Here is a 22,301-nt window from a genome sequence, read left to right as displayed (position 1 = left end):
TTATAAATATGAGCATCACTAAAACCAGAATTTATACCATCAGCCTCGGCTGTCCCAAAAACAGGGTCGATACGGAAAGAATGCTCGGCGCATTCGGCGATAACATGATCCCAGCATCAACTGCCGAAGAATCCGACCTCGTGCTGATCAATACCTGCGGCTTTATCGGTCCTGCCACCGAAGAATCCGTGGATACCATTCTTGAGGCTGCCGATGCCATCAAAGACTTAAGCCCACGCCCGGTGCTGGCTGTAGCCGGATGTCTGGTCAGTCGATACGGCAAGCTAAGCGAACAGATGCCGGAAGTAGACCTCTGGCTATCCACTCACGAACTGGACCAGTGGCCGGAACTGGCCGCCAAAGCTCTGGCAAAAGAATTTCCAGTCTCAAAACAACGGGCCATCAGCACCGGCCCGTCCTACGCCTACCTGAAAATAAGCGAAGGCTGCTCCCACTCCTGTAGATTCTGCACTATCCCCTCCATCCGCGGGCCCCATGTAAGCCGCAATCTGGATAGTCTGGTGGACGAAGCCCGCTACATCCTTGACCAAGGCGTACCGGAACTGGTCGTTGTAGGACAGGATACCACGGCCTACGGCTGTGACCTTGACGATAAGGAAACAAACCTGCGTTCCCTTATTGAAAAATTGCTCCCACTCAAAGGGATGGAATGGCTGCGGCTCATGTATCTCTATCCCGCAGGGCTGACCGATTCCATGCTTTCCTTTCTTGCGCAGGCCGGAAAACCGCTGCTGCCCTATTTTGATATTCCCATCCAGCACGCCCACCCGGATGTACTGTCATCCATGGGCCGTCCCTTTGCACGCGACCCGCGCAAAGTGATTGACCGGGTACGCAAACATATCCCCCACGCGGTGCTGCGTACCAGCATCATCGTGGGCTATCCCGGCGAGACTGAAGAGCACTTCAACACCCTTGTTGATTTTGTAAAAGAAACCCGCTTTCAGAATCTGGGAGTATTCGCCTACCAGCCGGAAGACGGCACCCCTGCCGGGGAAATGGAACAACTGCCCGAAGAACTGCGCGAAGAACGCAGAGAGCAACTTATGGCAATCCAGTCCGAAATCAGCCGCGAAATCCTTGAAGAAAAAGTAGGGGAAACAATTCAGGTGCTGGTGGAAGAGCCGAATGACGAATGGCCCGGACTATTCAATGGAAGGGTCTGGTTTCAAGCCCCGGAAGTGGACGGTACCACCTACGTCAGTGCCCCGGAAGAGGGCATAGAGCTTAAACCGGGCATGATGGTTGAAGCAGAAATAGACAATGTCACTGATTATGATCTGGTGACTCTGGTTAAATAAAAAACAATCCCCCTGACGCTATCAGCTTCAGGGGGATTAATCCGTCTGTACCAAAAATGTTTTACATGTCTACTATTTCAACTTCCCGGTTACTCAGCTCCGGCATTCCGTCATAAGAAGCTAAAATTTTTGCGCCTTCCTCAACATAACGAGCTATCTCATTCACAAGCTTGCTACGCTGACAAATGACGTTCTCCGGGGAATAAGACATGCCGCTTTTCCCCTTGAGTTCAAGTGAGAATTTCAATCCGGCCTGCGGGGTCATTTCTTTGGGCCCCCGATCAGATTCCTGACCTACCACAGTAAGAACAGCCTTCTTAAGAACTTCCCGGTTCTCCCAGAAACTCCTGTTGAGCTTGATAATCTCGCCGTTACTCAGTTCGAGTTTTGCAGGAGAAATACCCTTGGAAAATTTATACTTGGAAGAAAGCACCGCCTGAGATTTCCCGCCACCTCTAATTGAATAGATGGTATAAGTGCCCAGCGAGGCAAAAGCCGCAAGGCCTATCAATAAAAAAACTATCTTTTTCAGCTTTGAATTCACTGCCCAGCACCTGCATTCTTAATGTTAATTAACATTCCGAAAACAGGCTTATAATAAAAGCAACGCCAACAATCAACAGGACATGTGTTATAAAATTTGGATTACCCGTCACTACAGCGAACAATCTTCGCGTCAGCTTGTTCCTTACGCTCATAAGCAGCGGAGGCTTCCACGGCGTCGGCCCATGAATCAAAACGTCCGAAACGGACACAATACCACTTGCGATTATTAGCGGAAGGAATCTCGACCACATAGGCCTTGTAGCCTTGTCCGCTTAGCCGCTTACGCACTTTGGCAGCTGATTTCTCTTTACGGTTGGAGCTAACCTGTACCGCGTAGCTGACCGATTTAAGTCCGGCACTAATCCTTGGGGAAGGTTTGCTCCGTTTTGCAACAACAGCGGATTCATTTTTATCAACCTTTCCCTTCTCGCGAACATCAAAAAACTGCCAAGCCAACGGCCCATCGAGCGGACGTGAATAAATAAGATACTGCCCCTCGCCATCGGACATGAAATTAAAAATATCATCCTCTTCCACTTTCATGGAAGAGACCATTCTCCCATCGCTACGATCAATGACCTGCAAACGCACAGCCGGGTAGACTCCGCCCTCTTCCATGGCAAAGGAAATGGTGGAATTGACCGCAAAAACAGCTACGCCCTGTTGCTTTTTGGACTTGGTAACCACATTCAACCCCTTGTAAGAAGGAGATTCCGTGCGCACGGGCAAAGGCAGGGACATGACCGGATCACCGTAAAAAACAAGGTCATACAACGGTGCAAGATCCTCGCCCTCAAGCAAATTCTGCGCAAACTGAGCCCGTGCTTCGATGAGGGCATCGCCCATGCGGTGTTTGCCGCTGAAGTAAGCCTTATGAAATTCCATGAGCAAACGGGGTGTACCGCTGGAATCAACCCGGAAAACACGTCCATCATCAAGCTCGGCGCGGACATTTCCAGCACTGTTGCAGCCGGTCATCATAGCCAATCCCCCGCCGGGAGAAAGCACAACTGCTTCCGCAGGAGTGGGCGTGGTGGCATTAACAGCGGCAATTTCGCAGGATGGATTAAGGATAACAGGTAAGCCGGGTTTGTATTCAAGATTCAAAATTTGAGAGACAGACACTATTCCGTTCCCGGATCGAAATCCTTCGGAACCGGCTTCAAGGGCCAGCCACTGCACCGAGACATCATCCTCAGCCAGAGACTGCTGCAACCGCTGCGGAGTCGTTCCACCGGCAGCACCGAGGTAGCGGATGGCTTCAGGTCCGGCCATGCCTTCCTGTTGCAGGCTGAAAAAAAGAAGCTCCGAATCAGAAAGTGACTGGGCGGAAAAGCCCTCCCCTCCGATAAATGAAACCGGCCACGCCGGACGGAACTCACGGTCCCCGTACCAGCGTTCATACTTAGCGGCCACAGCTTCGGCCTCTGCACAGTCGCGGGCAGGAATTCTACCAACAGGCAGCACATTCTCCGGGGCCGAGGCCGAACCGCCATAACCGTAATCAGAAAGGAATACTTCAGTTCCGTTCACTGCGCTAAATCCGGCAGGAGGAATAATCTCCCGGTTGCCGAGAATGAGCACGGACATGAGCTTACCGTTCTTATTAAGACGGTCCACCTGATCACGCACCCCGGAAACAACTTTGTCCACCGACTCAGCAGTACCATTGCAGGACGGAACCTTGAGGATAACCGACTTCACACCCTCGTATTCACGGTGCAAATAGGAAAAAGAGCGAGCCGCGCGCAAAAAGTCGGCAGTACAGACAATCACGCTCTTCTTTTCTTCGGTGTAAGGGGCAGAAGAAACCTTAACCGGAGCTAGGACAGGTGCGGCGACTGGTTCCTGAACAGAGTTGAAACCTTTAATCTTACACCCGGAAACCAGAACCATGCATGACAAAACCAGCAGGGGAATAAAGATTTTCTTCAAACTAACCATTCCCGTCGTTCCCCCTGCCTTTGCGGACTTTCTGTAAAATCTCATTCCAAACCATCCGGGTCGTAATATCAGTCATACATTTATGATGCTTTTCCGGGCAGCTTTTACCACCATGCAAACCGCAGGGCCTGCATTTCAAGTCATCAGGACTCTCCAGCACAGTAGACTTCTCGCCGCGCGGAAAAAAACCAAATTTGCGCACGGTAGGGCCGAACATGGCCAGCACAGGAACTTTCTGAATCCAAGCGATATGCATGGGACCGGAATCATTAGTCAGATAGACATCCAGTTGCCGGATGTGAGCCGCAAGTTCTTGTAAGCCCAATTTCCCAGCCAGATTGATAACTGCATCTGCCTGCTCAACCCGCCCGAGGAGTGACTGACAAAGTTCTTTTTCGTCAGGCCCGCCGAACAGGATGACCTTGAAACCCTCACTTATGCACCTATCGATCACCTGCGCGAAATTCTGCTCCGGCCATTTCTTGGTTTCCCATGTGGAACCGGGATGGACGCCTATCACCGGAACATCGCCAAGGTCCTTAAAAAAATATTCTGCTTCACTGAGCCTTGTTGCGGGAAGCTCAAGCATAACCTCCGGTGCCGGACCGGAAATCCCCAGCGGTTCACCGAGAGCAAGCAGCCTTTCCACTTCCTCCAGATCATCAAAACGCCGTTTCACTGTCTGCGAATAAACAAAACGATTATACCACGGGGAATCATAACCAATGCGTTCCGGGATTCCGGTGGACACAGAAACCACAGCCGAGCGCATACTAGTGTGAGCGGAAATCCAAAGATCGAAGCCCTGTTTGCCCAGCTGGGCACCATAAGAACGGGCCGCGCCCATACCCTTTTGCCCGCCCCGTTTATCAAAGCCATGCACTCCGCTCAGCTCCGGCTGGCCTGCAAACAAAGACTCCACGCCCTTGCGCACAAAAAGATGAATTTCTGCATCAGGGAAGCGCAAAGAAAGGGCCTTGATCAGGGGTAGGGTCAGCACCGCATCGCCAAGAAAGGCGGTCTGCCAAAGGGCTATTTTTTTGTAATTTTTTTTCATTCAAATAAATATTTAAAAAAACATTCTACCAGCGACAGAGCTGACAATAAGGATTACTCCCACAGCCACGGTAACCAGCATTTCAGGATACGGGGTAGTCCAGCGGACCCTTGAGCCAACACTTTTTTCAAAACGATAAAAACGAAAAGCCGCGCTGGTCAGGATAACCATCCCCGAAATAATGATGAAAATGCCAAGAAAATTCATCTCACTCAGCATTCTCGCCGGGGTCCCGGGCAACATTTTTTCCATGTATAATCTGGCCTTCTCGATTACAAAACCGAAGCCAAACAAACCCAGTGCGGTCCGGCACCAGGCCAGAAATGTCCGTTCATTAGCCAGCAAAGTACGCATTCTGGCAAGTTCGTTATTGTCCAGCGATTCCTTGTCATGTCCTGCCATTTGCCAACTCCGGATTTTCTGGTCTACACTTCTTGATCTTGAATATATATGCCTATAATCTGTAATGAGAATGCGGGCAACATTGTTCGCAAACTGGAACAACTTCCGGCCTCATGCCAACCCCGGCAGGCCGCATCATAAAGGACCGAAAATGAAATATATCATGTTTGAGGATTTCTCAGGCGACCCGCTGCCCATACTCATCCCCAACCGCATCGGCTACCTCGAATTCAGAGAGCAGATTCCCTACACAAAAGTTCTCTCTGCCGGATACGTACAGATACGCCCCACCGGCATCACCTGCCACGGGGAAGCTAAAGAGCTTAACACCGCAGCCCGCCCCGTAGATGCAGAAATCATCTCCGAAAAGCTGGAAGCTCCGGAGTATTAGTTTTTTAAGCAAACAGATTAAAAATGGGCGGTTCCGACAATCAAGTCGAAACCGCCCATTTTTTCATTCTTTAAATACCCGTACTAATCGTACTTAACTGCACTGATCTTCATCAGCTTATCCCATGTGTGGACAGCTTCAATATGGCGTACGGTTCCGGTCTTGCCGCGCATGACCAGAGAAGTGGTTTCCGCGCCATAACCGAGATAACGGACACCGCGCAGGAAGGTTCCACCGGAAATACCAGTGGCGGAAAAGAAAATATCATCACTCTTAACCAAATCATTAACAGTCATGATGTTACGCAGATCATAGCCCTGCTCTTCGAGAGCTTCTTTCTCGGACTCGGACTGAGGATCGAATTTTGCGAACATCTCGCCGCCCATGATGCGGATAGCGCAGGCAGCAAGTACACCCTCGGGAGTACCGCCGGTTCCGATCATAACATCAACGGGACTGCGGGGATCAACAACCATGAGTGCACCGGCAACATCACCGTCGGTGTGCAGCTGGATACGTGCCCCGGCATCACGAATTTCCTGAATCAGGCCGTGATGTCTCGGTTTTTCCAGAACGAAAACAACGAGGTCGTCCACGTCCTTGTTCAGGGCTTTAGCAATCTTAACGAGGTTGTCCTTGACCGGAGCGTTGATGTCGACCATGTTCCTTGCGGCGGTAGGTACAACCAGCTTCTGCATGTAGTAGCTGGGACCCGGATCAAGCATCATTCCAGTAGGAGCAACACCGACAACAGAGATGGCGTTAGGACGACCGTATGCCAGCAGATTAGTGCCTTCTACGGGATCCACGGCAACATCCATGCCCGGACCTTCGCCAACACCCAGTTTCTCGCCATTGTAGAGCATGGGGGCGTGGTCTTTCTCGCCTTCACCGATAACAACTGTACCGCTGATTTCCAGGCTGTTAAAACTGAGGCGCATGGCATCGACCGCAGCCTGATCACCGGCGTTTTTGTCACCCCGGCCCAGCCATCTGGCGGAAGCCAGTGCCGCAGCTTCGGTTACCCTAACAAGGTCAAGAGCCAAATTTCTCTGGGGAGCTTCCATTTATCTATCTCCAAATGAGTGAAGTAAATTGTTTAAGTTCCGTGTAACAATGCATATGCCAATTACATAAAAAGGGCCGTCAGTCCAGCTTTCATACACTGTTCTCGCGGCCCTGAGTACTCAAATCGAACCATACTCCCTCTCATATAACATAGAAGTTGATTTTTCTGCCATGCAAGCTTATTAAAGAAAACATCTAAACTTTTTTTAGAACAATTGCCTGTATCTTTACTACGTCACACTGGGCAAAAACATTTAATATAAAGATATTCGACCGAAAAAATGCGCAAATTTTTTATTCCAAATCTGATCATGGCCCTTTTCCTTGCAGGACTGCTTGTTTCAGTCATACCTGCCAGCGCATTCGGGGCGAGCATAAAAGACGATTTCACCATTGCCTGGAAACAATTCCATGCACTTTCCAAAAACAAGAAAAAAGCCCAATACCGTTCTGAATGGGAAAAAGTGGGCAAAAAATTTCGCAATGTTTTCAAAAGGTCCACCCGCGGTCAATACGCGCCTAAATCCCTCTACTATCTGGGAAGGACTTACGAGGAATTAGGCAACCGCAGCGGCATGAAAAAAGATTTCCGCACCTCGGTAGATTACTACGGGCGCATGATTTCAAACTTTCCCTCCCATCAATGGACGGATGACAGTATCTACCGCAGGGCCGAGATCAGGCTGCGCAAACTACATGAAAAAGACCTTGCTTATTCCGACTACCTGACCATCGTACACCGCTATGCCAAGTCGGACATGTACTCCAAAGCCCGCAAACGGCTGGATTCCATGGATCGAAAGGGCATTTCAGGTAAAAAAACAAAGCATAAAAAGCCTTCGGGAACCATCATTCCAGCCAAGAAGGCATCCAGTAAAAGCAGTAGGAAATCCTCCAGTAAGGCCAAGCTTCTCTCAGTACGTTATACCAGCAGTGACAGCTACACCCGCGTAGTGCTGGATCTCGACGAAGAGGTGCGCTACCGCTATCAGATCCTGAATCCGAACCAGAGTGTGAACCGCCCGCACAGGCTGTATATCGACCTTGAAAACACCGTGCTTGGCAACGGCGTGCACAAAGCAACTCATGTTGAAGACGGTATTCTCAAGGACATTCGCTCCGCCCAGCGCGACCCCCGGACCACCCGCGTGGTGCTCGATTTCAATGCCATGCAGGATTACAAAATTTTTCCGCTGGAAAACCCCTTCAGGCTAGTCGTTGATGTTCAGGCTCCTGAAGAAGGCAAAGTCGTCGAGAACAAAAGTCCGGTCCGCCATTCCACACGCAAGAACTCCAAACCGCAAAAATATACACCTCCGGCAAACAGCAAAAAAATGGCCGGAGAACTGCTTGAACAGCTGGGACTGACCTTTAAAACCATCATGCTCGATCCCGGTCATGGCGGTAAGGACCCCGGTGCATCCGCCAACGGACTGAAAGAAAAAACTATCAACCTGCGTTTTGCAAAAATACTTGCGGCAAAGCTCAAAAAAGCCGGGTTCACAGTCATGTACACCCGGACCAAAGACAAATTTATCCCTCTTGAAGAAAGAACCGCTATGGCCAACATCAAGAAGGCTGATATGTTCATTTCCATCCACTGCAACGCGCACCGCAGTTCAAGAATCAACGGTATTGAAACCTACACCTTGAACCTTGCCCGCAACCGGAATGCGGTCCGTGTAGCAGCTCGAGAAAACGCTGTCTCCGCCAAGAGAATCAGCGACTTACAGGTCATCCTTACCGATTTGATGCTCAATTCCAAAATGAAGGAAAGCAAGGATCTGGCTAAGAGCATCCATACCGGATCATTGAAAAATATCCGCCGCAAATGGTCAGTAAAAGATCAGGGAGTGCGCGAAGCTCCTTTCTACGTACTCATGGGTGCCAAGATGCCTTCCGTGCTTATCGAACTGGGTTATCTGACCAACCGCACTGAAGCAAAACGCCTTAAAACAGACCGCTATCTTTCATATATTGCCGACGGCATCGTAAAAGGTGTCTTGGAATACAAGAAACAGATAGAAAGATACGCCAGCCTTTAACATCAGCCAAACCGAGTTGCAGGAAAGCAGACATGATTAATCTTGATATACCCGGATTTGCCAAGCTCGAAATCGAGCATCTTGTTCTGGACTACAACGGCACCCTCGCCCTTGACGGCAACCTGCTGCCCGGAGTGGGCAAGCTGATCATGGAGCTGTCCGAAGATGTGCAGGTTCACGTGCTCACTGCCGACACCATAGGCCAGTGCGAAGAAGAACTTTCCGGCCTGCCCGTGACCATCCACATCATCAGCGGCAGCCCGGAAGACAAGGCCAAGCTTGAATATGTAAAAACACTCGGCATTGAAAAATGCGCCTGCATCGGCAACGGACGCAACGACATGCTCATGCTCAAAGAAGCCGCCCTGAGCATCATCATCTCCGGGGCCGAATGCATGTCCATGAAAGCCGCACGAGCCGCCGACCTAGTAGCAACCGACATTTCTGGAGCACTTGGAGTTTTTACACACCCTGTACGCTTGCTTACTACTCTGCGGAATTAAATGCCTCCGGCGGCTAAAACCCTTTGAAAAGGGTTTTAGAATCCCAAACTTTTTCAATATCGCTTCGCCGCTTCGCCCTTAAAATTTGCATTAAATAAAGCCCGTAATCTCTTCTGAGACTACGGGCTTTATGATTTTCATATGGCTTCAGATCATTTATTCGTCTTCGTCCCTGAATACGTAAACGCCTTCTTATCCATGGTCCAATAAGTACCACGGTCTATGCCGAACGCTTTTCCGCAAGGACAATAAACCTTGCCGTCACGTTCCTCGGCATTCCAAATTTTCTTAATCCGTTCCTTGTGACAGCGGTGAACCTCGCCCTGCCCTATCTTATAATATTTCCACAACTTGCGCCTACAAGCTGAGCATTTTAAAACTAGCATGGGGAAATCATAGCGAATGAATCTGCACCCGTAAACCTAGAACAGAGAAATCAAAAAAGCCTGCAAGATCAGGTTCGATATTGCAGGCTTAATTCTACTATACTTTCACATACAAAACGGCAAGCCCCGCTAAAAAAGTTTGGAAGAGTCCAGAGAAACCTTTCCAAAGGTTTCTCTGGCCGCCGGAGGCATCTTAAGCAAAGCTAAATCCATTCACACCCTTACCTTGAATATCCTTCAAAACCTTTGCGGCCTTGCTCACGGTAGCATCAAGATTTGCACCGGACTCTTTGCTGATGGTAAAAGATGCGCTGACCATGAACCTATCGGCACCGGACACAATCTGCGAGCTGGCAAGAGCCGCTTTGACCGCACCAAGATCACGCTTCAACGCTTCAAGGTCCTCGGCAAGAATATAGAAACCCCAATCACTGCGTGCGGTCAGCAGCCAGCCAAGGGAATGTTGGTCCAAAAGGGAAGATGCCTTTTTCATAGCCGCAAAACCGCCGTCCCAGCCGTATTGGCTGTTGATTTCAAGCATGTCATCTACGCTAAAAGCTGCAACAACAGGCGTATTACCTTTTTTAGTGGATTCTTCAAAAAGCTCACGGCCCTTATCAAGGAAAAAATTGAGATTGGAAAAACCGGTCAAGGGATCACGGCTATAAGCGTCTTTGATGGAACGAACCCTCTCAAGTTCGTTGAGGTTGTTGGTCACCCGCCATGAGAATTCTTCAACTTCAAAGGGCTTTTTGAGAAAATCGTTTGCTCCACGTTTGAGAAATTTTGCAGTGATGGCCCCGGAATCATGAGCCGAAACACCGAGAATTCCCATCTGATCGCGGCTGTGGGTCTTGCGTACTTCACTGACCAGCTCAAAGCCGTCCAAATTAGGCATTTCATAGTCGGTAAGCAGCAATTGCACATCCGGGTTGGCTTTAATCAATTCAAGAGCCTCAGCTCCGTCATTTCCGGCCAGCACAGTAAAGTTGAGCCGCTCCAGCAACATCTGCATAATCTTGCGGGCAGTAGAGTTGTCCTCAGCTATTACCACCTTGATTTCATGGTTGGAATGTATGCGGTGGATAAGGTCGACCATTTCTTCAAGATCTTCACGGCTGGATTTATTAAAATAGTCCAGCACACTTTTCTCAATAAAACGGTTACGAATCTCTTCATCAAAGGTAGAGGTGAGGATAATACAAGGGATTTTACGGGAAAGAACGTAATCCACAGCCTCCCCGTCAGGGGCCCCTTTGATATTCAAGTTCAGGACTGCGATAAAAACATCATTACCATTATCTTCAAGCTTACTTTCAAGCTCATCCATGGAATTGACCACCATGGTATCAAAAGGTGTAATGGATTCTATATGTTCGGTAATTATTCTTGCCTGAGTATTACTGTTTTCAACCACAAGAACAGTATTCTTCGCTGTCTGTCCGGACATGCTGCCCCCTTTAAGTTCGTTTTAATTAAGCTAGATGAATAAGGGAAAGATACACTTTGGGAAAAGATTAAGGCAAGTCAAATCATTGTGAATGCATTATAAAATTTGGCAACAGCAGCGTAAAATTTCGCGCCTAATCTTCAATAGTCGGGTTGGCATAGGTTTCAATGATCTCATCCGTATCAATAGGATCAGGGGGAAATTCTTTACTTCTCGAAATTGCTTCGTCCACTTTGCGCTTCTGCTCAAGATGTTCATCAAGATCTTTTGTGGCATTACGCGGAGTCTGTGATTCCTGATACTCATTAACATTGGCCCCCAGCACAGCCACTCCGACCACAGCGGCAGTCCCCCAGATACACCCGGAACAAAATAATGGTAAAAGAAAAAAACAAAGAACTGAACACAGAATTTTATTCAAAACAGCAATCATTCCCCCGGCAGGCAAAACCGTAAACAGGTTAATATGATTATACAGGGCTTAACAATAATTAATCTTCGTCCGGGGTACACCCGCAATACAAATACCGCAAATCCAATCCTCATCTATGCGAGTAGGCACTCATGCTCGCCTATGCGCATTTCTCGAAACAGCCCCAGACAAACTAAGTTTTAAAAAATAACGTTCGGTATTTTTTTCTTTTTTCGAAATTTATCTGTTTTAAACATACTTTTAGACTGTAAAAAACTTAATTGGATAAAATAACAATACTCCCATCCATGCATCTTTTATATATTTACAAAAATCTCTGCATAATTCGATCTAATATATTTGACAGCTACTACAAAGTACTTTATCCATATCTCTTCCAACGCCAAGTTAGTGAAAAAATAATCCTGAAAGGAGATTCCAAGTGGAAGATTATCTGAAAGAAGCTTTGGAAATAGTCAAAGCACAGGCAAGCGTAAGAACCATGAGTGAAGAAGAGATGACTTCCATGGTCCGCAAACTGTCTGCCGGAATTCAGGCTATTGCCGAAAACTCCCTCCCCGCGCAGGAAGAAGCTCCCGCATGCGAGCCCAAGAAATCCATCAAGGAAAAATCCATTGTTTGCTGCGAATGCGGAAAATCCTTCAAGATCATCACCAAGAAGCACCTTGCTTCCCACGGTCTGACCCCTGATGAATACCGCGAAAAATACGGCATGAAGAAAAAGACCCCTCTGGTCTGCAAATCTTTGCAGCGTGAACGCCGTAAGAAAATGAAAGAAATGAAGCTCTGGACCAAGCGCGGTAAATAGAGTTTTAGACAATACATTTTCATTGGTAGAGAAAGCGCGGTAAGTATTTTTACTTACCGCGCTTTATTATTTCTTGAACCTTTCTTATCCTCCTTCCCTTTTCACAACTCCATTTCTGTTTTATATAACAGTCGACCTGCTGAACTTAACCTGATCCGGGCAGACGCATCCTTATGAACAGAAGAACATTCCTGAAATCCATATGCCAAGTCTCCGCCTCCGCATGGCTGTGCGGATTCTCCAGCTATGCCGATGCGCAGGAAATGGCCCGAACAGTGGAAGAAAAGGATCTCAAGGATTACCTGCACCGCATGGCTAACTTCGACAAGCCGCAGCCCGGAGATATTGTTCTCAATAAAAAAGAACTCCTCCTGCTCAAATCATCACTAAACAGACTGCGCCGAGTACAGCGCACTGTCGGCTTCGGTAATTTTTGCGTACTCAGCTTTGATGATACCCTGAAATTTGCACGCAATTATTCTTCCATCGGCAGATTTACCCAGCAGGAGCTTACATTTCTGGACAGCACCTTCCACTTTGACGCCCATGATTACGGTTTTTTCGGGGAAAAGCCCGTGGACAAGCTGACTGTTTCCATCTCCCGCAAGGAACTGATCAAAATCCCGCGCACCGGAAATTTTCTCTACCGGGGCGACCCGCATAAAAAATATCTCAAAATCCGCAAGGAGCTGGGCAGCAAAGTATATCTGACCTCCGGGGTACGCGGCGTGGTCAAACAGTTTACACTTTTTCTTTCCAAGACGGAGTCCACTGGCGGCAACCTATCACTGGCTTCGCGTTCATTGGCCCCTCCGGGCTACTCCTACCACGCGGTAGGTGATTTTGATGTGGGTGAAAAAGGGCTTGGAGCCGCTAATTTCAGTGCCCGTTTCGCCGAGACAGGAACCTGCGTCAAACTACGCGAGCACGGCTATCTGCAACTGCGCTACCCGGAAAACAACCTGCTCGGAGTACGCTTTGAACCTTGGCATATTAAAGTTTAGCTAAAGATTTTTATTTTTTAGGACGATACATACAATACATATCGGCTTGCGCGTTTACTTTGCGGGCAAAAATGGCTAATTGTAGTCATTGATGTACCAACGATAACTGACACGGGTTTTAAAGCATGAGTAAAATTCTCCAACAGGATGAGGTTGATGCTCTATTAAGAGGCCTTTCCGGCGGAGAGGTTGAAGCGGAGCAGGACATACCGGATGATGATTCCGGTGTTGTCTCCTTTGACCTTGCCAATCAGGACCGCATTATCCGCGGTCGTATGCCCGTTCTTGAAATCGTCAATGACCGTTTCGCGCGCTTGGCCACCAACAACCTTGCCAACACCATGCGCAAGAGGGTGGACATCAACCCCATTTCCATCGATATGTCCAAGTTCGGGGACTTCATGCGTTCCCTGCCTGTTCCGACATCGCTTTCCATTTTTAAAATGGACCCGTTGCGCGGTAACGCCATTCTCGTAGTTGACTCCCGTCTGGTATTCGCGCTGGTTGAAAGCTTTTTCGGCGGCTCCGGCTCCCAGCCCAAGGTTGAAGGCCGTGATTTCACGCCCATTGAACAGGCCATTGTAGACCGGGTTGTAAAAATCGCCCTTTCCAACCTTGAAGACTCATGGCGTCCGGTACACGAGGTTCACCTCGAACTGGTCCGCTCAGAGGTCAACCCGCAGTTTGCGGCCATTGTTCCGCCTTCTGACGTTGTTGTGGTCATTACCTTTGAAGTTGAACTGGAAAACGCCATCGGTTCACTCATCGTCTGTCTACCATACTCCACGTTGGAACCAATCCGTTCCAAGCTGCACGCATCCTTCCAGTCTGAACGTCTGGAAATCGACCATGTCTGGGTCAGCCGTTTCAAAGAAAGGTTACTTGAAACTCCGGTAGATCTGCTGGTTCGCCTCGGCAAAACCAAAATAACCGGACGTCAGCTGCTCAATCTCGAAGAAGGCGATCTCCTGCTGCTGGATACAGATGAGGAAGATATGCTCGAATGCGAAGTGGGCGGAGTATTAAAATACCTCGGCTCCCCCGGACGGGTTAAGGCCAACCGCGCCTTCCAGATTGCCCATGCAATCGAACCGAAGATGACGTAAACCCAATCACTCAAACTTATTCTTTTTTTACTTACGACAGTTAGTAATTCGAAGCAGCGAAGCCCTACTAAAAAAGTTTGGGATTCTTGCATTAGCCCTTAGGCGAGAAGCTTCGCTTCGAGTCTTAGGGATAACGACAGTGTAATAAACCCTTTTCAAAGGGTTTAAGCCGTCGGAGGCAAAACCTTTCAATCTTAAAAGCGCAAGAGTGCATCAAATCTTGACGCGCGCCGTGGGTCTGCCTACAATCCGTAGGTTGACCTGATGCATTTTTTTATTCTCTGAAAATAAAAGGCGCAAATGACCCAAATCACCGGACTGGTACTTACATATAATGGCGCAAGACTACTCGATGAATGTCTGCAAAGCCTATCTTTCTGCGACGAGATACTGATCATCGACTCCGGCTCTACGGACGCAACCCTTGAAATCGCAGGCAAGCACAATGCTCGAGTAGTGCACAATGACTGGAATGGAGCCATTGAACAGCACAGGTTTGCGCTGACCCAGATAACCACCCCGTGGGTGGTGACAATTGATCAGGACGAAATTATCTCCCCGGAACTGCGCGAATCCATCATTGCAAAACTGCAAAGCCCGGCTGATGTAGATGGATACTACTGCCCGCGTCGTTCATGGTATCTGGACCGCTTTATCATGCACAGCGGCTGGTACCCGGACAAACTTTTCCGCATCTACAAACGGGACGGCATCACCATCGGCGGCATCAGGCCTCACGAAGAACTGCGCCCAAAAAACAAGGCCGGAGAAGTTGCCGGGGACATCATCCATTACCCCTACGAAAACTTTTTCCAGCATTTGGATAAGATTAACAGCTACACTCAGGATGCTGCCGAAGACCTTTATTCACGGGGCAGGAGAAGTTCCCTAGCATCGGCACTGGGCCATGGATTTGGCAAATTTTTCAAACAGTATATACTCAAAGCAGGGTTCCTTGACGGACGGGCCGGATTCATCGTCGCCCTGCACGGTTTTTTCTATACCTTTCAGAAATATATCCGACTGGTCGAACTGGAAATGAAGGACAGAAAATGATCAAAGAAGACATACCGCAAATTATTGAGCTGCCCAAGATTCTGGACAACAGGGGCAACCTCACTTTTATAGAAAACAGTCGCCATATTCCTTTTGATATCAAAAGGGTGTACTATCTATATGACGTTCCCGGTGGAGAAACCCGTGGAGGACACGCCCACAAGCAGCTCAGGCAGTATATTATCGCTGCTTCAGGAAGCTTTGATGTCGTTCTGGACGACGGCAAAACCAAGACCAAGTTCTCACTGAACAGGTCTTATTACGGACTGTATATTCCGACCATGACCTGGCGTGAGCTCGAAAACTTCTCCTCCGGTTCCGTATGTCTGGTGCTGGCCTCGGAATATTACGATCCGAGCGATTATTACTACAGCTATGATGATTTCATGAAGGCGGTAAAAGAAAATGAAGCAGATTAAATTTCTCGATGTCGGCTGGACTTACCAGGCACTGGCTCCGAAAATGGATGCAGCAGCTAAACGGGTTCTCGAATCTGGCTGGTTCATTCTCGGCGATGAAGTAAAAGCCTTTGAACACGAATTCGGCCTCTACACCGGAGCAAAACATTGCATCGGCTGCGGCAACGGACTGGAAGCCATTGAGCTGGTCCTGCGTGCCGCCGAAGTAGGTCCCGGTGATGATGTTCTTGTGCCTTCCAACACCTTTATTGCCACCTGGCTGGCGGTAACCCGCACCGGAGCGAACATCGTCCCGGTGGAACCGGTAGAAGCCACCTACAACATGGACCCGGCCAAGCTTGAAGCTGCACTTACCCCGGCTACCAAGGCCATCATCCCGGTCCATCTTTACGGCCAGCCCGCGGACATGGACCCGATCATGGAATTTGCGCAAAAGCATGACCTGTTCGTAGTCACTGATGCGGCTCAAGCTCACGGCGCGGTTTACAAAGGGGGCATGTCCGGTACACTCGGTCATGCTGCTGCCTTCAGCTTCTACCCCGGCAAAAATCTCGGAGCCTTCGGTGACGGCGGCGCGGTAACCACCATGGACGACAAGATCGCCGAACGAGTGCGTAAACTCGCCAACTACGGTTCAACTGAAAAGTATGTCCACGAATGCAAAGGATTCAACAGCAGGCTTGATGAAATGCAGGCCGCATTCCTACGCGTAAAGCTGGACAAACTGGATAACTGGAACTGGACCCGCAAGACCGTTGCCGGAATCTATCTTGAAGGACTCAAGGACACGCCGCTGGTTCTTCCGACTATTTCCGAAGACGTGCAGTCTGTCTGGCATCTTTTCGTTGTGCGCAGCAAGGACCGCGACGGCTTGATCAAGCATCTTGCCGATAACAAAATTGAGGCTTCCATCCATTATCCCATCCCCCCGCACAAGCAGGGCGCGTACAAGGATATGGCAGGACTCTCGCTGCCCATCAGTGAAGCGATTCACAACGAAGTGCTTTCCCTGCCCATGGGTCCGCACCTGACCGAGGGAGACGCCCATCGGGTTGTGGAAGTTGTAAAAGAATTCTTTTAATAACTAAACGAACTTAAATAAAAAAACGGGCCTGAAATTTCAGGCCCGTTTTTTTTATTCGTATTTAACAACTTCCATTCTTATGGAAAAAGTCTGAGAATTCTCGAAAATTTTACATATCAAGAATCTTCTTAGCGGTTTCATCCATGATCTCGGTGATAAATTTGATGCCGGTTTCCCGCTCGGTTTCCCGGTTACCGGAAGCAATATCATCACGAGAAATTGACTCAAGTTCAAATTTACGCACTCCGGCCAAAAGCTGCTGAAGTCCGGCACCGAGCTTATCCACCAGACACCATATTCCTACCGCGCCCAGAGGGATGTTCTTCATTTCTGCCTTGCCTACCTTGGCTTCTACATCGGCATAGCAGGCAAAAATTTCTTCAGCCGTGGAGCCATACTTCTTGATGGACGCCGGCAGTTTGTCCCAGTTACCACAGACAGCTTCACGACGTTCAGGATGCAGCACGCCCTCAATGTTGGCACCCAAAAATCCAGGAACCATCATAGCCCTGCCCATGCAGATCATCTTGGTGTAAGGCGCGCCGATGGCGAGAGCCTTAAAGATATTGCTACCCTTAGCAAAACCGCCCGCAAACGAAAGATCAACCACTTTTTCGCCTCTGGCGGCAAGACGGGAAGCATATTCATAAGCCTTGGCATGCAGCAGAATAGAAGGAACGCCCCATGATTCCATCATATTCCAAGGGGACATTCCGGTTCCGCCACCGGAACCGTCAATGGTCAGCAGGTCAAGCTTGGCTTCACTGGCAAACTTGATGGCCATAGCCAAAGCTTCCATGCCGTAAGAGCCGGTTTTGAGGGAAATACGTTTAAAGCCCAATCCGCGCAAATAAGCAACAGAGCTCATAAAATCATCACGGACCTGCTCATAGGAGCTGAGGTCGGTATAGCCGAGTCGGCTATGGCGGGCAAAACTATGGATAGCCCCACGCTTAAACCCTTCCTGCACTTCACTTTTTTCAGGATCAGGGTCAACAAGATAACCGCGTTCCTTAAGAAAAAGGGCGTAATCAAGGCTGGTGACTTCAATTTCGCCACCAATATTTTTTGCACCCTGTCCCCACTTCAATTCAATGATGACTTTATCACCGTATTTTTCGGCCACGTATTCCGCCACGCCGTTACGGGTATCCTCAACATTAAGCTGAACAATAATTGCGCCGTATCCGTCATAATAGCGCATGTATGTATCAATCCTGCGGTCAAGCTCGGGCGCGCTGCTTATCCGTCCGTTGTTAATCTCGGATTTACGGTCAACACCAACAACATTCTCCCCAACAACAATAGGGGCTCCCACAAGGGCGCAACCAACGGAGAAAGAATCCCAGTATTTGGCTGCGATAAAAGTCGATCCGAGTGCCCCGGTCATGAAGGGTACCCGACATTTTGTTTTTTCCTCAGCACCAAATGAGGTTTCAAGATTTACATCTGTGAAAAGACAATCTCCGTTGGCTCCCGAAATACCAGATGCTCCGTAGCTATTTCCCTGAATACGCATTGAGTTATAGGAAACCCCCACATGAGTGGTATTGCCGCTTCCCGCGGTAACCAGGCCAAAATCACGTGGGTAGAGCATCTCTCTGCCCCTAACAGATGACAACCATGTCTCACACTTACCCTGACAGTCGGCCCTGCACAGAGTACATAGTCCGGATTCTATTGCGTTACCTCTGTTAACAGCACCTAAAACATCATTAGACTTTGACCAATTTCCCATTACTAATACCTCATTTCTTATTGTTTTTAGCAACATTTAGTCGAATTATGATTTAGTTTCAAGAAAAACCGGATTTGCTTTTTCCAAAATTGTAAAATTATACGTACAGACCATGTATAAAAAAGCACCCACAACTAACGCACTTCACAATTAACAGTTTTATTTCAATGAGTTACACACACTAAACCATATAAGACAATAAGAGTGAACAAAACAAATTATTTGTAAAAATATATTTCAAAACAGCAAATTATAACACTAAAGATCTTATTTAAATTTCTTCTGCTTATGACATTGAATCATAATACCCCACTTCACCACATTCAGAACAAGAAGAATGAGGGTTAATGATTGCCCGCTTGCACACACAAAGAATGCTATAATTACAAAAATGAAATAAAAAAACTGCTAAACGCCGGAGGCGTTCAGCAGTTTTAGACACAGCTGATGGAATCAGTCAGAAAACTAAAGCTTAGTCACAAATAGCATACGAATGGGATACCCGGGTTTATTGACCATTTCACTCTGGATAACCCGGTAGGTGTGGTAATCAAGCCCTGTGCAGTATTCGCGCACGGCGACATCCTCTTCATCTCCTCCGGGATGCCCGGCATAGATGGCGATGCAAAGTATTCCGCCCTTGGCTAGTAATTCAAGGGAAGCCTTAATAGCTGCTAATGTCGTATCAAACTTTGTTATAACAGTCTTGTCGCTGCCCGGCAGGAAGCCGAGATTAAACATAACCCCATTCACACGCCCATGGAATTCTGCGGGAATAAGTTCGAGCATGTTTTCATGCCCGGAATGAAAGATAGTCCAATTTTCGGGAAGACATTCCTCATTCAGCCGCTGCTCGGTCTGCTTGACCGCATCTTCCTGAATATCAAATCCAAAAACATGGCCGCCAGCCCCGGCTTTTTCTGAGAGAAAAACAGTATCATAACCGTTGCCCACAGTAGCATCAATGGCTACGCAGCCCGGCTCAAGCACTTCGCAAAGCACTGACTTGGCAAAAGAAAGAATATTATTGGAAATCATCTGTTATTCACCCGCACAAAAAGATTACGGTTAATCCTGAACTAAAGATAACCGAACACGTCCTTAAAATCACGCGCTAAAACTAGAATTTAAGATACTTGTTGAGCTTGCCGGACTTGGAAAACTGACGCTCAGTGGTTCCGAAAGTAGTGGTTCCGCTGATAGTGTAGGAGGAATTCGGCAACCGCTTCCAATCCAGAGTTGCACTACCCTTGGCGGTTACCGGAATAGGCTGACCACAACTAAAAGAGTTTAATTGAAACTGTTTCCCGGCCAGCACAGCGTTCACATTGACATCCTCGGCAATTAGCCCGCCGGGGATTTCGACCTCGTTGGAACGGACCACAAGACTGCCTGTGCGCGGCGGAGCACCCCATGAAGGAAAGCCCACATCGGAAGTTATGCGCACCTTGCCACCCAATCCGTCCATCTGGACCAGCTTGGCAAGGTCTACGCCCCCACCAAGGGTCAGGGATTTGGTCTGGAACAACCGTGCAGTCAAAGTCGGGCCGGTCTTAACCCGAACCTCAACAAGCGGGGAGAGTCCGAGTGATACGCCCAGTTGAGGCACTGTAACGGTCAACCCTTTTTGGGTGGTCACATAAACATTGGTGACTTCAAATGACAAAGGTCCGGCACTGATAAAATCTCCCCACTGAATAGTGGCTTTGGAAATTTTAGAATCAGCCAGTTTGAAGGCCTGCGACCAGGCAATTTCCCAAGGCATGAATAAAAAAGCACCGAGAATCAGCCCTGCCAAAAAAAGAAAAAAGCTCCCGATCGCCTTCTTAAAAGAAAATTTAAAGGAAATATTTGGAATGAATTTCATCGGGCCGCCTTACCTGAAAAGAATGATCTGCACATCAGCCAACTCAGGGGAGTCCAGCCTGTGATTGATATTGAAATTTGTAACCTTCAAGGCTCCGCGAACATTGAAATCACGCAACAGGGCCACCAGTTCCGGTAAATTCAAGGATTCAAGCAGCACTTGCACGCCTTGGCCCGAATTAGCCCCGGCCTGCAACGGACGCAGTGAAGTCAACCTGCTGTCCAATCCAAGATCACGGATCACCTGCTGGGCTGCGGTCATTGGTTCACGGTCAACAAGCGCGCCACGGGAAGATTCCCCGGCCTTGAGCTGCTCTACCAGCGGAACAACCTTAGCATATTTCTGCTTACTGGAAAGTGTAATCCGTTCAGCCTTGGACTGGGAATCGCTAAAACCGGACCAGATCATGAAAATGATCAGTGCCCAGCCTGCAACCAGAGCAGTAAAAAAAAGCTTCTGTTTCTCAGCAGGCCAATCCTGCCATATGTAAAATCTTTCCAGATCCATTATATTACCTGAGATTAGCGGTTATATTCAGCACGCAGGCTGATACTGATACCGCCTTCAATGTTGGTGGCCTGTTCGAGAACAAAATTAAACTGACTGTTTGCAGCCAGCTTTTCCATCATGGCATCAAGTTCTTCGTAACTGCTGACTTTGCCCCGGATATTACCGGAATCCGCACCAAGGGAAAAACCTTCAATCTCAATACCCACCGGGGCACTGTTACTGAGCACAGCTAACAGACCGAGTACATCTACCCCGCCGCCGTCACCGCCGCTCTTCAGCTGATCCAGCTTATACAAAATTTTCCCATAGGGATCAGATCCATGATTGGGACCAAGGGCACTTACGTAAACTTCCTTCAACTTACCACGCCACTCTTCAGCCTGCTGCTGGCTCTGCTGCCAGCGGTTATACTGCCCGGCAACAAAGAGTAGACCTATCAACGAAACTAGCACAGCTGCAACCGCGTAAGGCTTGTAGTCAATTGTTACGGACTTGTCAGAACCGGACCGGGTGCCGTTTACCAGATTAAGTCTGGCCCAACGAATTTTCTTTCTAGCAAAAACCTCGCAGGCCTTATCCAGATCCATCAGCTCCGGCTCTCCGTCCAACCCGAGTCGCTCAAACCTACTCTTGAATTCTTCATCGCCACCGCGAAAATAAGTCAGTTCTTCCCCGCAAGCCAGAATTCGCATGCCCTGTCCTTTCCAGCTCCAGACAGATAAACCTTCTGCAACCGCCGCTCTCCAACATACGGTAAAAGCGGAGGTCAGGACCGTTGCTTTTGCAAGGACATCGCGGTGCCGCTCCAGAAAACGATCCAACAAATCATGACCGATGTAGCCGAGTACAGCATCTCCGGACGGACGCAAGACCTTGAACTCATCTTCCTGCACAGGAAAGGAATAGTTCATCTGCATCATGGTCGCGGATTTGGCGTGACGGGACTTGATAGCCCCACGGGGCTTGAAGAAAAAGAAAAGTGGATCAGGCAAAAGCGCAACCACGGGATGTCTGTTCTTTTCAGCAGGCCCTTCCGATTCGGTAAGGCTTTTGCCGTCAAACATCATCCACTGGTGCTCATTTCCCTTGAATGAAAGAATATATACTGTCTTTTTAAAGGCCATCTATGGCTTAGTCCTATACCTGCTAGCAGTGTGTTTGT

Annotated in this window: 23 protein-coding genes; 10 read left to right on the top strand and 13 right to left on the bottom strand. The window is 48.6% G+C overall.

Features of this window, described 5'->3' with window-relative positions; translation table 11 throughout:
- Nucleotides 1-8 precede the first annotated feature (8 nt).
- Nucleotides 9-1,322: a 30S ribosomal protein S12 methylthiotransferase RimO gene (rimO, locus tag D0S45_05925; protein TIH18091.1), complete on the top strand. Its 1,314-nt coding sequence runs from the start codon at nucleotides 9-11 to the stop codon at nucleotides 1,320-1,322.
- 61 nt (nucleotides 1,323-1,383) lie between these two features.
- Here the strand turns inward: rimO and D0S45_05920 are convergent, their stop codons facing one another.
- The 4 genes from D0S45_05920 to D0S45_05905 form a co-directional block, all read right to left on the bottom strand.
- The gene (locus D0S45_05920; protein ID TIH18090.1) at nucleotides 1,384-1,866 is read right to left on the bottom strand and encodes a hypothetical protein; all 483 of its coding nucleotides are present in this window, start codon (nucleotides 1,864-1,866) and stop codon (nucleotides 1,384-1,386) included.
- Nucleotides 1,867-1,967: 101 nt separating this feature from the next.
- On the bottom strand, nucleotides 1,968-3,812 hold the full coding sequence (locus D0S45_05915) for a sporulation protein (protein TIH18089.1): 1,845 nt from the start codon (nucleotides 3,810-3,812) through the stop codon (nucleotides 1,968-1,970).
- The gene (gene waaF, locus D0S45_05910) at nucleotides 3,805-4,869 is read right to left on the bottom strand and encodes a lipopolysaccharide heptosyltransferase II (protein TIH18088.1); all 1,065 of its coding nucleotides are present in this window, start codon (nucleotides 4,867-4,869) and stop codon (nucleotides 3,805-3,807) included. Before waaF ends, D0S45_05915 begins: the two co-directional genes overlap by 8 nt.
- 12 nt (nucleotides 4,870-4,881) lie before the next feature.
- Complete coding sequence (locus tag D0S45_05905; GenBank protein TIH18087.1) at nucleotides 4,882-5,271, bottom strand: DUF202 domain-containing protein; 390 nt, start codon at nucleotides 5,269-5,271, stop codon at nucleotides 4,882-4,884.
- Nucleotides 5,272-5,422: 151 nt separating this feature from the next.
- Between D0S45_05905 and D0S45_05900 the strand changes: the two genes are divergently transcribed.
- On the top strand, nucleotides 5,423-5,662 hold the full coding sequence (locus tag D0S45_05900; protein ID TIH18086.1) for a hypothetical protein: 240 nt from the start codon (nucleotides 5,423-5,425) through the stop codon (nucleotides 5,660-5,662).
- An 83-nt stretch (nucleotides 5,663-5,745) separates the two neighbouring features.
- Here the strand turns inward: D0S45_05900 and glpX are convergent, their stop codons facing one another.
- Entirely contained in the window at nucleotides 5,746-6,729 is a 984-nt protein-coding gene (gene glpX / locus D0S45_05895) for a class II fructose-bisphosphatase (GenBank protein ID TIH18085.1), read from the bottom strand.
- A 282-nt stretch (nucleotides 6,730-7,011) separates the two neighbouring features.
- Here glpX and D0S45_05890 point away from each other — a divergent pair, with 282 nt between their 5' ends.
- Together D0S45_05890 and D0S45_05885 are read left to right on the top strand one after the other, a co-directional pair.
- Nucleotides 7,012-8,775 (top strand): N-acetylmuramoyl-L-alanine amidase, encoded by a 1,764-nt coding sequence (locus D0S45_05890; GenBank protein ID TIH18084.1) that lies wholly within the window; start codon nucleotides 7,012-7,014, stop codon nucleotides 8,773-8,775.
- Between the two features lie 32 nt (nucleotides 8,776-8,807).
- Nucleotides 8,808-9,278: an ATPase P gene (locus tag D0S45_05885; GenBank protein TIH18083.1), complete on the top strand. Its 471-nt coding sequence runs from the start codon at nucleotides 8,808-8,810 to the stop codon at nucleotides 9,276-9,278.
- Between the two features lie 152 nt (nucleotides 9,279-9,430).
- Here the strand turns inward: D0S45_05885 and D0S45_05880 are convergent, their stop codons facing one another.
- The 3 genes from D0S45_05880 to D0S45_05870 form a co-directional block, all read right to left on the bottom strand.
- Nucleotides 9,431-9,664 (bottom strand): hypothetical protein, encoded by a 234-nt coding sequence (locus tag D0S45_05880; GenBank protein TIH18082.1) that lies wholly within the window; start codon nucleotides 9,662-9,664, stop codon nucleotides 9,431-9,433.
- A gap of 193 nt (nucleotides 9,665-9,857) precedes the next feature.
- On the bottom strand, nucleotides 9,858-11,114 hold the full coding sequence (locus D0S45_05875) for a response regulator (GenBank protein TIH18081.1): 1,257 nt from the start codon (nucleotides 11,112-11,114) through the stop codon (nucleotides 9,858-9,860).
- A 133-nt stretch (nucleotides 11,115-11,247) separates the two neighbouring features.
- Nucleotides 11,248-11,547: a hypothetical protein gene (locus D0S45_05870; GenBank protein TIH18080.1), complete on the bottom strand. Its 300-nt coding sequence runs from the start codon at nucleotides 11,545-11,547 to the stop codon at nucleotides 11,248-11,250.
- A gap of 421 nt (nucleotides 11,548-11,968) precedes the next feature.
- Between D0S45_05870 and D0S45_05865 the strand changes: the two genes are divergently transcribed.
- The 6 genes from D0S45_05865 to D0S45_05840 all read left to right on the top strand — a co-directional run bounded on the left by D0S45_05865 (nucleotide 11,969) and on the right by D0S45_05840 (nucleotide 17,021).
- Nucleotides 11,969-12,355, top strand: a complete 387-nt coding sequence (locus D0S45_05865; protein ID TIH18079.1) for a transcriptional regulator — start codon at nucleotides 11,969-11,971, stop codon at nucleotides 12,353-12,355.
- A 173-nt stretch (nucleotides 12,356-12,528) separates the two neighbouring features.
- The gene (locus D0S45_05860; GenBank protein ID TIH18078.1) at nucleotides 12,529-13,359 is read left to right on the top strand and encodes a peptidase M15; all 831 of its coding nucleotides are present in this window, start codon (nucleotides 12,529-12,531) and stop codon (nucleotides 13,357-13,359) included.
- A 125-nt stretch (nucleotides 13,360-13,484) separates the two neighbouring features.
- Nucleotides 13,485-14,465, top strand: coding sequence for a flagellar motor switch protein FliM (fliM, locus tag D0S45_05855; GenBank protein ID TIH18077.1), 981 nt, complete (start codon nucleotides 13,485-13,487; stop codon nucleotides 14,463-14,465).
- Between the two features lie 300 nt (nucleotides 14,466-14,765).
- Complete coding sequence (locus tag D0S45_05850; GenBank protein ID TIH18076.1) at nucleotides 14,766-15,521, top strand: glycosyltransferase family 2 protein; 756 nt, start codon at nucleotides 14,766-14,768, stop codon at nucleotides 15,519-15,521.
- Nucleotides 15,518-15,940, top strand: coding sequence for a WxcM-like domain-containing protein (locus D0S45_05845; protein TIH18075.1), 423 nt, complete (start codon nucleotides 15,518-15,520; stop codon nucleotides 15,938-15,940). The genes D0S45_05850 and D0S45_05845 overlap by 4 nt, the downstream gene beginning before the upstream one ends.
- Complete coding sequence (locus D0S45_05840) at nucleotides 15,927-17,021, top strand: DegT/DnrJ/EryC1/StrS family aminotransferase (protein ID TIH18074.1); 1,095 nt, start codon at nucleotides 15,927-15,929, stop codon at nucleotides 17,019-17,021. The genes D0S45_05845 and D0S45_05840 overlap by 14 nt, the downstream gene beginning before the upstream one ends.
- A 112-nt stretch (nucleotides 17,022-17,133) precedes the next feature.
- Here D0S45_05840 and D0S45_05835 read toward each other — a convergent pair whose 3' ends face one another.
- The 5 genes from D0S45_05835 to D0S45_05815 all read right to left on the bottom strand — a co-directional run bounded on the left by D0S45_05835 (nucleotide 17,134) and on the right by D0S45_05815 (nucleotide 22,263).
- Nucleotides 17,134-18,762: an FMN-binding glutamate synthase family protein gene (locus D0S45_05835; protein ID TIH18073.1), complete on the bottom strand. Its 1,629-nt coding sequence runs from the start codon at nucleotides 18,760-18,762 to the stop codon at nucleotides 17,134-17,136.
- 465 nt (nucleotides 18,763-19,227) lie between these two features.
- Nucleotides 19,228-19,800: a methyltransferase domain-containing protein gene (locus D0S45_05830; GenBank protein TIH18072.1), complete on the bottom strand. Its 573-nt coding sequence runs from the start codon at nucleotides 19,798-19,800 to the stop codon at nucleotides 19,228-19,230.
- A gap of 82 nt (nucleotides 19,801-19,882) precedes the next feature.
- Nucleotides 19,883-20,629 carry a hypothetical protein gene (locus D0S45_05825; GenBank protein ID TIH18071.1) on the bottom strand — a complete coding sequence of 249 codons (747 nt, stop codon included), beginning with the start codon at nucleotides 20,627-20,629 and terminating at the stop codon, nucleotides 19,883-19,885.
- 9 nt (nucleotides 20,630-20,638) lie between these two features.
- The gene (locus D0S45_05820) at nucleotides 20,639-21,136 is read right to left on the bottom strand and encodes a hypothetical protein (GenBank protein ID TIH18070.1); all 498 of its coding nucleotides are present in this window, start codon (nucleotides 21,134-21,136) and stop codon (nucleotides 20,639-20,641) included.
- 14 nt (nucleotides 21,137-21,150) lie between these two features.
- On the bottom strand, nucleotides 21,151-22,263 hold the full coding sequence (locus tag D0S45_05815) for a hypothetical protein (protein ID TIH18069.1): 1,113 nt from the start codon (nucleotides 22,261-22,263) through the stop codon (nucleotides 21,151-21,153).
- Nucleotides 22,264-22,301: the final 38 nt, after the last annotated feature.

This window comes from Marinifilum sp. JC120 (genome assembly GCA_004923195.1).
In the GTDB taxonomy this organism is placed as follows: domain Bacteria; phylum Desulfobacterota; class Desulfovibrionia; order Desulfovibrionales; family Desulfovibrionaceae; genus Maridesulfovibrio.
This window is presented reverse-complemented; position numbering and strand designations above follow the sequence as displayed.